At 68.8% G+C, this 14,583-nt stretch carries 13 protein-coding genes; 12 read left to right on the plus strand and 1 reads right to left on the minus strand.

The window, feature by feature from the left end; genetic code table 11:
• Positions 1–6: 6 nt before the first annotated feature.
• Positions 7–858: a TIGR01459 family HAD-type hydrolase gene (locus DBV35_RS01700; protein WP_245943809.1), complete on the minus strand. Its 852-nt coding sequence runs from the start codon at positions 856–858 to the stop codon at positions 7–9.
• 192 nt (positions 859–1,050) lie between these two features.
• Here DBV35_RS01700 and mutL point away from each other — a divergent pair, with 192 nt between their 5' ends.
• The 12 genes from mutL to glmM all read left to right on the plus strand — a co-directional run bounded on the left by mutL (position 1,051) and on the right by glmM (position 14,522).
• The gene (gene mutL / locus DBV35_RS01705) at positions 1,051–2,961 is read left to right on the plus strand and encodes a DNA mismatch repair endonuclease MutL (protein WP_108658524.1); all 1,911 of its coding nucleotides are present in this window, start codon (positions 1,051–1,053) and stop codon (positions 2,959–2,961) included.
• Positions 2,958–3,365 carry a YbgC/FadM family acyl-CoA thioesterase gene (locus DBV35_RS01710; RefSeq protein WP_108658525.1) on the plus strand — a complete coding sequence of 136 codons (408 nt, stop codon included), beginning with the start codon at positions 2,958–2,960 and terminating at the stop codon, positions 3,363–3,365. The genes mutL and DBV35_RS01710 overlap by 4 nt, the downstream gene beginning before the upstream one ends.
• A gap of 236 nt (positions 3,366–3,601) precedes the next feature.
• Positions 3,602–4,312, plus strand: a complete 711-nt coding sequence (gene tolQ, locus DBV35_RS01715) for a protein TolQ (protein ID WP_108658526.1) — start codon at positions 3,602–3,604, stop codon at positions 4,310–4,312.
• On the plus strand, positions 4,312–4,761 hold the full coding sequence (tolR, locus tag DBV35_RS01720) for a protein TolR (protein ID WP_108658527.1): 450 nt from the start codon (positions 4,312–4,314) through the stop codon (positions 4,759–4,761). Before tolQ ends, tolR begins: the two co-directional genes overlap by 1 nt.
• Positions 4,762–4,764: 3 nt before the next feature.
• Complete coding sequence (locus DBV35_RS01725; protein WP_108658528.1) at positions 4,765–5,721, plus strand: cell envelope biogenesis protein TolA; 957 nt, start codon at positions 4,765–4,767, stop codon at positions 5,719–5,721.
• 32 nt (positions 5,722–5,753) lie between these two features.
• On the plus strand, positions 5,754–7,067 hold the full coding sequence (tolB, locus tag DBV35_RS01730) for a Tol-Pal system beta propeller repeat protein TolB (protein ID WP_108658529.1): 1,314 nt from the start codon (positions 5,754–5,756) through the stop codon (positions 7,065–7,067).
• A 41-nt stretch (positions 7,068–7,108) separates the two neighbouring features.
• Entirely contained in the window at positions 7,109–7,612 is a 504-nt protein-coding gene (gene pal, locus DBV35_RS01735) for a peptidoglycan-associated lipoprotein Pal (protein ID WP_108658530.1), read from the plus strand.
• Positions 7,613–7,732: 120 nt separating this feature from the next.
• Positions 7,733–8,608, plus strand: a complete 876-nt coding sequence (locus DBV35_RS01740; RefSeq protein ID WP_157961531.1) for a tetratricopeptide repeat protein — start codon at positions 7,733–7,735, stop codon at positions 8,606–8,608.
• Positions 8,605–9,843, plus strand: a complete 1,239-nt coding sequence (gene tilS, locus DBV35_RS01745; protein ID WP_157961532.1) for a tRNA lysidine(34) synthetase TilS — start codon at positions 8,605–8,607, stop codon at positions 9,841–9,843. Before DBV35_RS01740 ends, tilS begins: the two co-directional genes overlap by 4 nt.
• A gap of 128 nt (positions 9,844–9,971) precedes the next feature.
• Positions 9,972–11,891 (plus strand): ATP-dependent zinc metalloprotease FtsH, encoded by a 1,920-nt coding sequence (gene ftsH / locus DBV35_RS01750; protein ID WP_108658533.1) that lies wholly within the window; start codon positions 9,972–9,974, stop codon positions 11,889–11,891.
• Positions 11,892–12,103: 212 nt separating this feature from the next.
• Entirely contained in the window at positions 12,104–13,033 is a 930-nt protein-coding gene (locus DBV35_RS01755) for a CAP domain-containing protein (protein ID WP_108658534.1), read from the plus strand.
• A gap of 145 nt (positions 13,034–13,178) precedes the next feature.
• A complete protein-coding gene (glmM, locus tag DBV35_RS01760) occupies positions 13,179–14,522 on the plus strand; it encodes a phosphoglucosamine mutase (RefSeq protein WP_108658535.1) in 1,344 nt (447 codons plus the stop codon).
• Positions 14,523–14,583 lie beyond the last annotated feature (61 nt).

The following is a 14,583-nucleotide window of genomic DNA, read 5'->3' on the forward strand; positions in this document are numbered from 1 at the left end:
GGGTCTTTACCAGACGAGGCGCGGGGCGAAGTGCGTCGCGACCAGCCGGTCTTCGGCGAGGCGCGCGTCGATCTTCGCGGGATCCGGCGAGCCGTGGCCGCCGAACTCGTCCGCATGGATGCCGTTGGTGATGAGGAGGGCGTCGAAGCCCTGGTTCTTGGCGCCCAGAATGTCGGTCGGCAGGCCGTCCCCGACCACCAGCACGCGGCCGGCGCCGGGCTTGCGCGCGCGCACCTCCGAGAGGGCCGCCTCGTAGATCGCGGCGTGGGGCTTGCCGAAATGGAGCGTGGTGCCGCCGAGCTGGTCGAAGAGGCGGGCGATCGAGCCGGCGCAATAGACGAGCGTCTCGCCGCGCTGGACGACGATGTCCGGATTGGCGCAGATCACCGGCAGGCCGAGCGACAGGATCGCTTCCAGCTCGGCGCGATAATCTTCCGGCGTCTCGGTCCGATCGTCGCGCAGCCCGGCGATGACCACCGCGTCCGCCTCGTCCACCGTCTCGGCGAGAGTGATCGGCGTGCCCTCGTAGAGGGGAAGGTCGCGGGTCGGGCCGATATGGAAGACGTTCATCAGCCCGTTGCCGAGGAGATAGCTCCGGACAACGTCGCCGGACGACACGATCGCGTCGAAGGCGTCGCGCTCGATCCCGAAGCTCTGGAGCTGATGCACCACCGGGGCGGACGGGCGCGGCGCGTTGGTGATGAGCACCACCGGCCCCTTCTCGCGGAAGCGCGCGAGCGCGTCGGCGGCGCCGTCATGGGCCTTGATGCCGTCATGGAGGACACCCCAGACGTCGCACAGGATGGCGTCGTAGGTGTCGGCGATGGTGGACAATCCAGGCAGCGGAGCGTTCGGCATAATTTGGGACCGGCGCGCGGGGCGGGGGCTCCCGACGCGTGTAAGACCTGTGGACGGATGGCGGACGAATGGGCGTCGCTGGGGACGCCCGACCCGGCTGGCCTAGCGCAAACGGCGCCGACATCATAGACCTTTCCAGGATTTGACCCGAGACGCCCCAACGCGTCGCACCCGATCCGAGCGAGGAGGAGCATGGGCGACCCCGCCGAGACCCTTCGCATTTCCGCCTCCGTCCGCCGTCTCGACGACCGGCTGATCGACAAGATCGCGGCGGGCGAGGTGGTCGAGCGGCCGGCGAGCGTGGTGAAGGAGCTCGTCGAGAACGCGCTCGATGCCGGGGCCCGCGCCATCGAGATCACCATCGAGGCGGGCGGGGTCGGCCTCATCCGCGTCGCCGATGACGGGCACGGGATCGCCGCGGACGAGCTGCCGCTCGCCGTCGCGCGCCATTGCACCTCGAAGCTCTTCGACACGGCGGGCCTTTCGCGCATCATGACGATGGGCTTTCGCGGCGAGGCGTTGCCCTCGATCGGCGCGGTTGGTCGCCTGACGCTGACCTCGCGCCACCAGGGCGCCGAAAGCGGCGCGCACATCGTCGTGGAAGGCGGGCGGACCGCCCCGGTCGAGCCCGCGGGCCGGGCCGTCGGCACCACGGTCGAGGTGCGGGACCTCTTCTTCGCGACCCCGGCGCGGCTGAAATTCTTGAAGAGCGAGCGGACCGAGGCGACCGCGATCACCGACACCGTGCGCCGCCTCGCTTTGTCGGCGCCGGGCGTCGCGTTCACGCTCGCGATGGGCGGGCGGCCGACGCGCTTCCAGCCCGGAACGCCGGCGACGCGGGCGCGCGAGGTGCTGGGCGCCGATTTCGCCGAGGAGGCGATCGCGCTCGCGGCCGAGCGGGAAGGGGTCCGCCTCACCGGCCAGCTTGGCCTGCCGACGAACGGCCGCTCGACCTCGCAGCACCAATACGCCTTCGTGAACGGCCGCGTGGTGCGCGACAAGCTCGTCACCCAGGCGCTGCGGGCGGGCTACCAGGATGTGATGGCGCGTGACCGGCAACCGATGGCCGTCCTCCATATCGAGCTCGATCCGGCCGCCGTCGACGTGAACGTCCACCCGGCGAAGGCGGACGTGCGCTTCCGCGATTCACAGCTCGTGCGCGGGCTGATCGTCTCTGCGATCCGCCGCCAGCTCGCTGACGCGGCGCCGCGCAGTTCGCGCTCGGTGGCGAACGCCGCGATCGCGGCCCTCTCGAGCCGCCCGCGCCCCGAGCCGCAGCCCCTCTTCGCGATGGCGCCCGAGGCGGAGGTGGACGAGCTGCCGCCGGGCTTCGCCGACGAGGGGACGCCCTGGCGCGAGAGCGAGGCGGCCCGGCGCGAGGCGACGCGCGCCCCCGCCGCGCGGGCGAGCTTCCCGCCGGTGGCGCGCACCTTCGTGCGCCCACCGATGCGGCCGATGGCGACGGCCCCGGCCCCGACCCCTGCGGCGATGCCCGAGCCCGCACCGCCCGCGACGGCGCTCGACCATCCGCTCGGCGCGGCGGTCGCGCAGGTGCACGGCAACTATATCGTCGCGCAGACGGCGGACGGGGTCGCGATCGTCGACCAGCACGCCGCGCACGAACGCATCGTCTACGAGGCGCTGAAGAGCGCGGCGAAGAGCAAGGCCCCGCCGACGCAGGGCCTCCTCATCCCCGACGTGGTGGAGCTCGACCCCAACGACGTCGCGGCGCTCGCCGAGCACGCCGATGCCTTCGCCCGCTTCGGCCTCGTCCTGGAGCCGTTCGGGCCCGGCGCGGTCGTCGTGCGCGAGACGCCCGCCGCGCTCGGCAATTTCGACGTCGCGCGCCTCGTGCGTGAGCTTGCAGACGAGATCGCCGAATGGGGCGCGGCGAGCGCGCTGGAGGTGCGGCTCGACCATGTGGCCGCGACGATGGCCTGCCACGGCTCGGTCCGCTCGGGCCGCCAGCTGCGGCCGGAGGAGATGAACGCGCTCTTGCGTCAGATCGAAGCGACGCCGTCGGCCGGCCAATGCAATCACGGCCGGCCCACTTTCGTGGCATTGTCGTTGGCGGAAATTGAGAGATTGTTCGAGCGGCGATGACATTCCGGTTCGACATCCGCGTCTACTTCGAGGACACCGACTTCACCGGCCGGGTCTATCACGGCGCCTATGTCCGCTACCTTGAGCGGGGCCGGACCGAGTGGCTGCGCGTCGCGAAGATCGACCATGCCGAACTCGCCCGCCGCGAGACGCCGCTCTTTTTCACGATCCGATCACTTTCTCTTACGTTCCATGCACCCGCCGTCATCGACGACGTGGTGACCGTGACCGCGACGACCGCCGAGGAGCGGCGCGTCGCCTTCGTGATCGACCAGTCGATCTGGCGCGGGGATGTGAAGCTCGTCACGGCCCAGGCCGAACTTTGCCTGATTGATCAGAATGGTCGCCCGCAGCGCCCGCCGCCCTCCGTGCGCGATGCGCTGTCGAGCCGGCCGGTGCGCTGATCGCGGCTGTGGCAAGTCGACACGCGGCCTCCAACTGGCCGCCAGAATGGTTCAGATGGGCGCTTCATGCGTCCCTCGGACGGCGGACGGCTAGCCAGCGCTAGGCCGACGCGCTAGAGGGACCGTTGGTGCCGCAAACGAATTTGCGGCGATCGTTGCGAAATGGTGACGTCAGCGTTGGAGTGTGGGAGTGGCCCCCAGCACGACTATGACAAGATTTGCGTCAGGACTCCTCCGTGGGTGATGCTGTAACGACAGGCGCGGCACTCGCGTCTCCCGGTGATTTCTCTCTCCTCACCCTCTTCCTCGAAGCACACATCGTTGTGAAGTTGGTGATGATTGGCCTCGTCCTGGCATCCTGCTGGTGCTGGGCGATCATCTTTTACAAGAGCCTCGCCTTCCGCCGCGTGCGGTCGCGCATCGGGGCGTTTGAGGATGATTTCTGGTCCGGCCAATCGCTGGAGGAGCTTTATCGCAAGCAATCCGAGGAGAACCCGGACGGGCTCGCCGCGGTCTTCGTCGCGGCGATGCGCGAGTGGAAGCGAAGTCACGAGGGCGAGAAGCCCGCGCTGGCCTCGCTCGCTCAGCGCATCGACCGGGTGATGACGATGACGCTCGCCCGCGAGGGAGAAGAGATGGAGCGCGGCCTCACGGTGCTCGCCTCCGTCGGCTCCGCGGCGCCCTTCATCGGCCTCTTCGGCACGGTCTGGGGCATCATGAGCTCGTTCCAGGCGATTGCGGCCTCCGAGTCGACCAATCTCGCCGTCGTCGCGCCGGGCATCGCCGAGGCGCTGCTCGCCACGGCGCTCGGCCTGCTCGCCGCCATTCCGGCGACGATCTTCTACAACAAGCTCGCGTCTGACGTGGGTCGGATCACCCAGCAGATGGAAGGGTTCGCCGACGAGTTCCTCGCGATTCTGTCGCGGGAGATTGACGAGAGGCTCTGATGGGAATGTCGGCGCCACGCTCCGGGGGCATGGGAGGCGGTCGCGGTCGTCGCGGACGCCGCTACCAGCCCATGAGCGAGATCAACGTCACGCCGTTCGTCGACGTGATGCTCGTGCTCCTCATCATCTTCATGGTCTCGGCGCCCCTCCTCACGGTGGGCGTGCCGATCGACCTGCCGAAATCGGCCGCCAAGCCGCTGGAAGGCAATGTCGACCCGCTGACCATCTCGATCGACGCGAACGGTGTGATCTTCCTCCAGGAGACGGAGATCGAGATCGACCAGCTCATCCCGCGCCTCGAGGCGATCGCGCAGACGGGCTACGAGGAGCGGATCCTCGTGCGCGGCGACGCCTCGTCGAACTATGGGACGATCATGCGCGTGATGGGGCGGCTCAATAAGGCCGGCTTCAATCGCATCGCGCTCGTGACGACCGAGGAGGCCAGCTAGACGATGCGGGCAGCGTTCATCGTCTCGGCGGTGCTGCATATCGCGATCCTCGCGACCGCGATCATCTCGCTGCCGCCAGCCGAAACGTTCGCGACGCCGTCGGTCAACGCGCTGCCGGTGGAGCTGGTGACGATCGCCGACGAAACCGATCTCACCGCCGGCGACGTGCGGGAGACCGAGGTGATCGAGAACGCCGCGCCGGAGACGGTGGAAGCGGAAACGCCGGCCGAGCCCGAGACGCAGCCGGGCGCGACCGACGCCCCGGCCGAGACGGTCGCGACCGAGGAGAACGCCATCGCGTCGGGCGCCGAATCGAGTGCGCCGGAGCCGGCCGCCGAGCCGGAGGTCGCCGAGGAGACGCCGCCGCAGCCCGAGGCCGCCGAGCCCGAGCAGCAGGTGGCCGCGCTCCCCGAGCCCGACCCGGTCGAGACGCCGCCCGATCCCGCCGAGACGCCCGCCCCCGTCCCGCAGACGGTGACGCCGACGAAGAAGCCCCGCCCGCCGCGCCGCACGCAGCAGGCGCGCGTGCAGCAGCAGGCGAACCCGGATGCGTTCAACGCGGACCGCCTGTCCCAGCTCATCAACCGGACGAACCCGACAGGCGGCGGCAGCGGCGCCTCGCAGGCCTCGCTCGGCACCCAGAGCGGGCGCGCGCAGGCCTCGCTCACCCTGTCCGAGATGGACGCGCTGCGCGCGCAGATGCAGCGCTGCTGGAACCCGCCGATCGGACTTGCCGGGGGACAGGACATCATCGTTCAGGTACAGATCCGCCTGACGCCCGACGGCGCCGTGGAATCGATCGACCAGATCGGGGCCCAGGGCGTCGGCTCGCTCTACGATGTCGCTGTGGACGCCGCGCGCCGTGCGGTGCTGCAGTGCCAGCCCTACCGCCTGCCCGCGGAGAAGTACGAGGTCTGGAAGGATGTTCAGGTCTCGTTCGATCCGAGAGAGTTGTTTTGAGAATTCTGTCTGGTGACCCAAGGTTGAGAGTGATGTTCACCCGCACCAAGCTCGCTGCGTTGGCCTTCGTCGCGATGACGCTCTATTCGATCGGAGCGGCACAGGCGCTGGTCTCGATCGACGTGACCGAAGGCGAGGCGCGGCCTTTGCCGATCGCCATCCCCTTTTTCTCCGGCCAGGTGCGCGACGACCAGATCGCCGCACAGATCGCCGACGTGGTGAGGGCGGATCTCGCGAGTTCCGGCCTCTTCGCCCCGATCGACCGCGCCGCCTATATCGAGCAGACGCTCGGCGTGTCGACGATGCCCCGCTTCCAGGACTGGCGCACGATCGGCGCGGAGGCGCTCGTCACCGGGTCCGTCACGCGCGAGCAGGGCGACCGGCTGAAGGTCGAGTTCCGCCTGTGGGACCCGCTCCAGGAGCAGCAGGTCGTCGGCCAGCAATTCTACACGACGCCCGAGAACTGGCGCCGCGTCGCCCACATCGTGGCGGACGCGATCTATGAGCGGCTGACGGGCGAGACCGGCTATTTCGACACGCGCATCGTGTTCGTGGGCGAATCGGGGCCGAAGAATGCCCGCGTGAAGCGCCTCGCGATCATGGATCAGGACGGGGCGAACCTCACCTACCTGACGAATGGCGGCAATCTCGTCCTCACGCCGCGCTTCAGCCCGGCCGGCCAGATGCTCACCTACATGAGCTATGAGGGCGCGCAGCCGCAGGTCTATCTCCTCGATATCGAGACGGGCCGGCGCGAGCTCCTCGGCAATTTCAACAACATGACCTTCGCGCCGCGCTTCTCGCCGGACGGCTCGCGCGTCGCGATGAGCCTCGAAGAGGGCGGCAACGCCAACATCTTCGCGATGGATCTGCGCTCGCGGAAGATGCAGCGCCTGACGAATTCGGGCGCGATCGACACCGCCCCGTCCTATTCGCCGGACGGCTCGCGCATCGTGTTCGAGAGCGACCGTGGCGGCACGCAGCAGCTTTACGTGATGGGGGCGGATGGCTCGAACCCGACGCGCATCTCGTTCGGCGACGGGCGCTATTCGACGCCGGTCTGGTCGCCGCGCGGCGACCTCATCGCTTTTACCAAACAGTCGCAGGGACGCTTCGCGATCGGCGTCATGCGGCCTGACGGCACGGGGGAGCGTATCCTCACCTCCGGCTATCACAACGAGGGCCCGACCTGGGCCCCGAATGGTCGCGTCCTCGCCTTCTTCCGCGAATCGGGAGGTCCGCAGGGGGGACCCGGCATCTATACGGTCGACATCACGGGTCGCAACGAGCGCAAGCTTGACATTGCGACGCTGGCGTCCGATCCCGCGTGGTCCCCTCGGCGTTAACGTTGTCTGCCAAGGACCCGTTTACCGAGTTCCCTTACCTAATGGCTCTCCCGCCCCTTCGGAGTCGTGTGATGACAGAGTTCCGAGCGAAACGTTGGCTGCCCACCTTGGCGGCGATCTGCCTGATGGCATTCGCCGCCGGCTGCGCCAAGCAGCCGACCAATACCGGTGCCGGTGCAGCGACACCCGGTTCGCCGCAAGATTTCGCGGTCAATGTTGGTGACCGCATCTATTTCTCGGTGGACTCCTCGTCCATCGACGCCACCGCCGCCGGTATCCTGAACCGGCAGGCCGCCTGGCTGAACAAGTATCCCAAGTACAACATCACGGTCGAAGGCCACGCCGACGAGCGCGGCACGCGTGAGTACAACATCGCGCTGTCGGCCCGCCGTGCCAATGCGACCCAGAGCTACCTGCAGAGCCGTGGCGTCGCCAGCAATCGGATGCGCACCATCGCGTTCGGCAAGGAGCGGCCCGTGGCCGTCTGCGACAACGAATCGTGCTGGTCGCAGAACCGCCGCGCCGTGACGGTGCTCGGGAACTAGCGCCCCTCCGGCGTCTCCGGACCGCAGCCAGCGCGGTCCGGGCGCAACGAAACCGTTCAAATGCGCGACGGGTCGCGTTATAAGGCGACCCGTTCCATAACTCGCCGCAGGAGACCTGAGATGCGCTCGCGCCTCGCCGCCCCTGTCGTCGGATGTCTCGTCGCTGCGCTCGCCCTCCCGGCGGCCGCGCTGCCGCGCCTTCCGCTCGCCGCCGACCCCGGGGTCGTGTCGGTGCAGAATCGCTTCATCCCCCGCATCTTCGGTGAGGGTGAGAAGGATGAATCGCAGGCCCAAACGCAGATGCGCCTCCAGGAGCTGGAGTCGCAGGTCCGCATGCTCACCGGCCAGGTCGAGCAGCTGACCTTCACCGTGCGCCGGCTCGAGCAGGCGATCGCCGCCGGCGGCACCCCCAATCTCGGCGACCGGAGCCAGGCGACGCCCGGCCCCGGCGAGCCGCCGCGCTCGCTCGGCTCGCTGCCGACGACGCCCGGCCAGTCCACCGCGAGCAACGGGGGCGGCGCCGTCGTCGATCTCGGCCGCGGCCCGGTCGACCTCTCCGCCCTCAACCAGGGCAATCCCGCCGTCTCGACGGCGAGCGCGCCGCCGCGCCCGGTCTCGACCGACGCGTTGCAGCAGGTGCGCGACCTCCAGCAGTCCGGCCGCTATCAGATGGCCGCGCAGGAGGCGCGCAAGGTCCTGACCGACAATCCGAGCGGCCCGGTCGCCGGCGAGGCGCGCTTCCTCCTCGGCGAGGCGATGCTCGCCCAGGGCGACTATCGCAACGCCGCGAACCTCTTCCTCGAGAACTACACGTCCGACCCCAACGGGGCGCGGGCGCCCGCGAGCCTCCTGCGCCTCGGCACCGCGCTCAACGGGCTCGGCGAGAAGGAAGCCGCGTGCTCCTCGCTCGCGGAATTCTTCGGCGCCTACCCGAATGTCGACGGCCAGCTCCGCGCCGAGGCCGAACGGGAGCGCCGCGCCGCCAACTGCGCGTGACGATCGCGCCGGCGCCTTCGCTGCCGGCCGCGATCACGCTCGACCGCGCGACGCTCGACGCGGTCGACGGCCCGCTCGGGATCGCGGTCTCGGGGGGAGGGGACTCCACGGCGCTCGCCATCCTCCTCGCCGATTCCTGCCGCGATCGCGGCCTCGTCATCCTCACCGTCGACCATCGCCTGCGCGCCGGATCGGCGGATGATGCCGCCGCAGTGATCGAACTCGGCGCGCGCCTCGACCTCCCGACCGAATCGCTCGCCATCGAAGGCGGGGCCAAAGGCTCGCTCCAGGCCTGGGCGCGGGCGGAGCGCTACCGCCTCCTCGCCGAGGCCGCGCGCCGGCTGGGGCTCGCCGCCATCGTCACCGGCCACACGCGCGACGACCAGGCCGAGACGCTGCTCCTGCGCCTCGCGCGGGGCAGCGGGCTGCGCGGGCTCGGGGCGATGCGCCCCGTCGCGCGGCACAGCGGGACCACGATCCTGCGCCCGCTCCTCGGCGTCTCGCGCGAGGAATTGCGCGCCTTTCTCCTCGCGCGCGGCCATGGCTGGCGCGAGGATCCCTCGAACGAGAACCCGCGCTTCGACCGGATCGCGATGCGCGCGATCATGCCCCGCCTCGCCGCGCTCGGCCTCACCTCCACGCGCCTTGCCGAATCGGCCTCCCACCTTGCCCGCGCGAGCGAGGTGGTCGACACCCTGGCGCGCCGTCTCTGCGCGGACGTGATGCGGATGGACCAGGCGGGCGCGCTCGCCATCGACCGCCCCGCCTTCGCCGTGGCCGAAACCGAGGTGCGCCTGCGCGCCCTCGCAGACGCCATCCAGCGTACCGGCGGCCTCGACCACACGCCCCGCTTCGAGGCGCTGCGTCGCGCCGATGCGGCGATACGTGCCGGCGGCGCAAGCCTCACGCTCGGCCGCGCGCGCATTCTCTCCGAGGCGGACATCGTGCGGTTGTGGCGCGAGGATCGGGGCATTTCGCCGGTCGCCCTCGGCTCGGGCGGCCGCGTGACGTTCGACGGACGCTTCACGTTTTCGTCACGAAATGGGGCGCCCGATGTCGTCATCGCGGCAATCGGCACGGCCAATGCGCGCGCGGTTCCGACCGATGCGTTCCGCCCGGCTGTCGCCACCGCGCCCGGCATCTTCCAGGCGGGCCGCCTCGTCGCCGCGCCGACATTCGGCGCGCGGCTGAAATCCTGGGATGCAGGAGCGTTCGCGTTTCAGCGGATGCGCTGATTCGCGTCATGCCCCAAGGATGGGGCGAAGTGTTGGCACAAGCCCCGCTACTCCCTATGTTGGGACAGGAAACGGCGGGGCGACGACCGCCATACGCGCCTCGGGAGAGCGCAACGCAAGGTCCGCGAATGAACAATCATTTCCGAAATTTCGCGCTATGGGTGGTGATCGCATTGCTGCTGATCGCCTTGTTCCAGCTGTTCCAAAATCCGGGACAGCGCGCGAACACGTCCGAAATTTCCTACTCGCAATTCCTGACCGAAGTGCGCAACGGCAACGTGCGCGCCGTCACAATTCAGGATCGTGAGGTCAGCGGCCAGTACAATTCCGGCGGCCGCTTCCAGACCTACACGCCGCACGACGCCAACTATCTCGACGCGCTCGAAACCCAGAACGTCACGATCCGGGCCGAGCCGCCGAACGACGGCATCTCGCTCTGGGGCATCCTTGCGACCTGGTTCCCGATGCTGCTCATCCTCGGCATCTGGCTCTTCCTGATGCGCCAGATGCAGGGCGGCGGCGCCGGCAAGGCGATGGGCTTCGGCAAGTCCAAGGCGAAGCTGCTGAACGAGGCGCACGGCCGCGTCATGTTCGAGGACGTCGCCGGCGTCGACGAGGCGAAGGAAGACCTGCAGGAGATCGTCGACTTCCTGAAGGATCCGTCCCGCTTCCAGAAGCTCGGCGGCAAGATCCCGCGCGGCGTGCTCCTCATCGGCCCTCCGGGCACGGGTAAGACGCTTCTCGCCCGCGCCATCGCCGGCGAGGCGAACGTGCCCTTCTTCACCATCTCGGGCTCGGACTTCGTGGAGATGTTCGTCGGCGTGGGTGCGTCACGCGTGCGCGACATGTTCGAGCAGGCGAAGAAGAACGCCCCGTGCATCATCTTCATCGACGAAATCGACGCCGTCGGTCGTCACCGCGGCGCGGGCCTCGGCGGCGGCAATGACGAGCGCGAGCAGACGCTGAACCAGCTCCTCGTCGAGATGGACGGCTTCGAGGCGAACGAGGGCATCATCCTTATCGCCGCGACCAACCGGCCGGACGTTCTCGACCCCGCGCTGCTGCGTCCGGGCCGTTTCGACCGCCAGATCGTCGTGCCGAACCCCGACCTCATCGGCCGCGAGAAGATCCTGAAGGTCCACGTGCGCAAGGTGCCGCTGGCGCCGGACGTGAATCTCAAGGTGCTCGCCCGCGGCACGCCGGGCTTTGCCGGCGCGGATCTTGCCAACCTCGTCAACGAGGCGGCGCTTCTGGCGGCGCGGCGCAACAAGCGCCTCGTCACCCACCAGGAGTTCGAGGACGCGAAGGACAAGGTGATGATGGGCGCCGAGCGGCGGACCCTCGTCATGAGCGAGGACGAGAAGAAGCTGACCGCCTATCACGAGGCCGGTCACGCCCTCGTCGCGCTGCACATGCCGGCGTCCGACCCGATCCACAAGGCGACCATCATCCCGCGCGGCCGCGCGCTCGGCATGGTCATGCGCCTGCCGGAGCGGGACCAGATCTCGCTGACCCGCGCCAAGTGCAAGGCCGACCTCGCGGTGGCCATGGGCGGCCGCGTCGCCGAGGAGCTGATCTTCGGCCACGAGAAGGTGACCTCGGGCGCCTCGGCCGACATCAAGATGGCGACCAAGCTCAGCCGCGCGATGGCGACCCAGTTCGGCATGTCCGACGAGCTCGGTCCGCTGCTCTATGGCGAGAACGAGGAAGAGGTCTTCCTCGGCCATTCGGTGGCGCGCAGCCAGAACGTCTCGGAATCGACGATGGAGCTCGTCGACCGCGAGGTGAAGCGCTTCGTCAATGACGGGTACGAGACCGCCATGGCGATCGTGAAGACCAACCTCGACGATCTGCACACGATCGCGAAGGGTCTCCTCGAATACGAGACGCTGACGGGTGACGAGATCCGCGATCTCCTCAAGGGCAAATCGCCGGTGCGTGAGACGACCGACGACGATATGACCCCGCGCGCCTCCACCGTGCCGACGACGGGCGCCTCGAAGCCGCGCCCGCCGAGCGGCGGCGGGCTGGAGCCGCAGCCCTTCTGACGCTTCGCGACCGCGCGAGACATCGAACCGCCCGGGTTTCCCCCGGGCGGTTTTTTGTTGCCGAGGCTCCGCGTGAAATTTCGCGTATGTTGCGCTGAGCCTTTGATTGTTGGCTGAAATTCACAAAACGTGTCGTTGGATTGTTGCATCCGGCGAGTCAAACGTCCTAGATCAGAGGAAGAGTTTCCGCGGACTGCTTCTGGAAGACGTGAATGGTCGACATCTACTCTCCCTCTCCCGACGATCACCTGTCCCTCGACGAGCTCGAACTCTACAAGCTGATGATGGACTACCGGGCGAGCCTCGGCCTGCCCGACATTCCGCTGTCGAAGAGCCTCACCCTCGTCGCCGGCCGCCACGTCCTCGACACGGTCGAGAATTCCAAGGGCTATGTCGGCCACAATTGGAGCGACGCGCCCTATGACAGCGCCGACTCCTCCACCTATCCGAACATGTGGGACGCGCCGCAGCGCCTCGGCACGCCCTACACGGGGTCGGGCTTCGAGATCTCGACCGGCTATCTCGGCAACGCGATCAACCTCTACGACGTGACGCCGCAGAGCGCGCTCACGAACTGGCAGAACTCCGCCCCCCACAACGACGTCATCACCAATGGCGGCCCCTGGACGACGCCCTGGATGGCGATCGGCGTCGGCATGAAGGACGGCGTCGCGCACGTGTGGTTCGGCTGGGACACCGATCCGGGCGTCCCGCAGATCAAGGGCACCAACGGCAAGGACAAGATCGTCACCACCCGCTTCGATGACAACATCAAGGCGGGGAAGGGCGACGATGTCGTGAAGGCGCTCGGCGGCGACGACTCGCTGCGCGGCATGGGCGGCGACGACAAGATGAATGGCGGCCCGGGCGCGGACCTTCTCATCGGCGGCGGTGGCGACGACACCATGACGGGCGGCGGCGGGCCGGACCGCTTCGTCTTCAACAACCGCTCGGGCGACGACGTGGTGCGCGGCTTCAAGAACGGCGACGTGCTCGACCTGCGCAAGACCGATGCCGACGATTTCGGTGACCTCGCGATGTCGCGCCAGGGCGACCACACCCTGATCGAGTTCGGCAATGCGAGCGTCCTCATCGTGCGGACCGCCCCGCAGGATCTCGACGCGAGCGACTTCCTCTTCTGACCCCGGCCGGCGGCGCGCGAGTGTGGCATCGGTGACAGCGGCACGCCGCGCGGCGCGCCCGCGGGGCTGCATCCGCGCACGCCGCGGTTGACTTCACATTGGCGCGATCGCTTAGTTCGGCCGATGTGTGCGGGAGTGTGAGTCGATGTCACGCAGCTACTTCGGAACCGACGGGATTCGGGGCCGCGCCAACGATGGCGTCATGACGCCCGAGGTCGCGATGCGCGTCGGGATGGCGACCGGGATCGTGCTTGCCGAGCACGACGCCGCGCAGCGGATCGTCATCGGCAAGGACACGCGCCTGTCGGGCTACATGCTGGAGAACGCGCTCGTCGCGGGCTTCACCTCAGTCGGCGCCGACGTCCTCCTCCTCGGCCCGATGCCGACGCCCGCGGTCGCGATGCTCACCCGCTCGCTCCGCTGCGATATCGGGGTGATGATCTCCGCCTCGCACAACGCCTATTTCGACAACGGCATCAAGATCTTCGGCCCCGACGGCTACAAGCTGTCGGACGACGTTGAGATGAAGATCGAGGCGCTGATCGACGGCGACATGTCCCGCCGCCTCGCGCGGGACGGCGATATCGGCCGCGCCACCCGCATCGACGGCGTGCGCGACCGCTATATCGAGTTCGTGAAGCGCACCTTCCCGCGCCAGCACAGCCTCGAAGGGTTGCGCGTCGTGGTCGATTGCGCGAACGGGGCGGCTTACCGCGTCGCCCCCGAGGCGCTGTGGGAGCTCGGCGCCGAGGTGGTGACGCTCGGCGTCGGCCCGAACGGCACGAACATCAACCTCGATTGCGGCTCCACTTCGCTCGACGCCGTGCGCGCGAAGGTGCTGGAGGTCCGCGCCGATATCGGCATCGCCCTCGATGGTGACGCCGACCGCGTGATCATCATCGACGAGAAGGGGAAGGCGGTCGACGGCGACCAGCTCCTCGCCGTCATCGCCTCGTCCTGGCTCCAGACGGGCCGCCTGCGCAAGGCGATGGTGGTCGCGACCGTGATGTCCAATCTCGGCCTCCAGCGCTATCTGGAATCGATCGGCGTCGGCCTGGAGCGCACCAAGGTGGGCGACCGCTACGTCTCGGAGCGGATGCGGGCCGGTGACTTCAATATCGGCGGCGAGCAGTCCGGCCACATCATCCTGTCCGACTACACGACGACCGGAGACGGCCTCCTCGCCGCGCTCGAGATCCTCGCCGTGGTGGTCTCCTCCGGCAAGCGCGTCTCGGAGATCTGCCACCTCTTCGAGCCGGTGCCGCAGATCCTGAAGAATGTCCGCTTCAACGGCGGCAAGCCGCTCGAGAGCGACGTCGTCGCCGGCGCGATCGACGCGGCGAAGGAGCGGCTCGGCAAGTCCGGCCGCATCGTGGTGCGCCCCTCCGGCACCGAGCCGCTGATCCGCATCATGGCGGAAGGCGACGATGCCGGCCTCATCCACACGCTCGTCGACGAGCTCGCCTCCGTGGTCAGCGCGCACGGCTGATCTGCAGCCCGCGGGCCCCGCTGGCGGGGCCGCCGCCGTTGTGTAGAATGCAAGGCGTTCC

The organism is Acuticoccus kandeliae (assembly GCF_003073115.1).

Bases quoted from the DNA above. Each gene is read 5' to 3' on its own strand.
- DBV35_RS01700 (WP_245943809.1), bottom strand. From the start codon at position 858: ATGCCGAACGCTCCGCTGCCTGGATTGTCCACCATCGCCGACACCTAC.
- mutL (WP_108658524.1), top strand. From the start codon at position 1,051: ATGGGCGACCCCGCCGAGACCCTTCGCATTTCCGCCTCCGTCCGCCGT.
- DBV35_RS01710 (WP_108658525.1), top strand. From the start codon at position 2,958: ATGACATTCCGGTTCGACATCCGCGTCTACTTCGAGGACACCGACTTC.
- tolR (WP_108658527.1), top strand. From the start codon at position 4,312: ATGGGAATGTCGGCGCCACGCTCCGGGGGCATGGGAGGCGGTCGCGGT.
- DBV35_RS01725 (WP_108658528.1), top strand. From the start codon at position 4,765: ATGCGGGCAGCGTTCATCGTCTCGGCGGTGCTGCATATCGCGATCCTC.
- tolB (WP_108658529.1), top strand. From the start codon at position 5,754: ATGTTCACCCGCACCAAGCTCGCTGCGTTGGCCTTCGTCGCGATGACG.
- pal (WP_108658530.1), top strand. From the start codon at position 7,109: ATGGCTCTCCCGCCCCTTCGGAGTCGTGTGATGACAGAGTTCCGAGCG.
- DBV35_RS01740 (WP_157961531.1), top strand. From the start codon at position 7,733: ATGCGCTCGCGCCTCGCCGCCCCTGTCGTCGGATGTCTCGTCGCTGCG.
- ftsH (WP_108658533.1), top strand. From the start codon at position 9,972: ATGAACAATCATTTCCGAAATTTCGCGCTATGGGTGGTGATCGCATTG.
- DBV35_RS01755 (WP_108658534.1), top strand. From the start codon at position 12,104: ATGGTCGACATCTACTCTCCCTCTCCCGACGATCACCTGTCCCTCGAC.
- glmM (WP_108658535.1), top strand. From the start codon at position 13,179: ATGTCACGCAGCTACTTCGGAACCGACGGGATTCGGGGCCGCGCCAAC.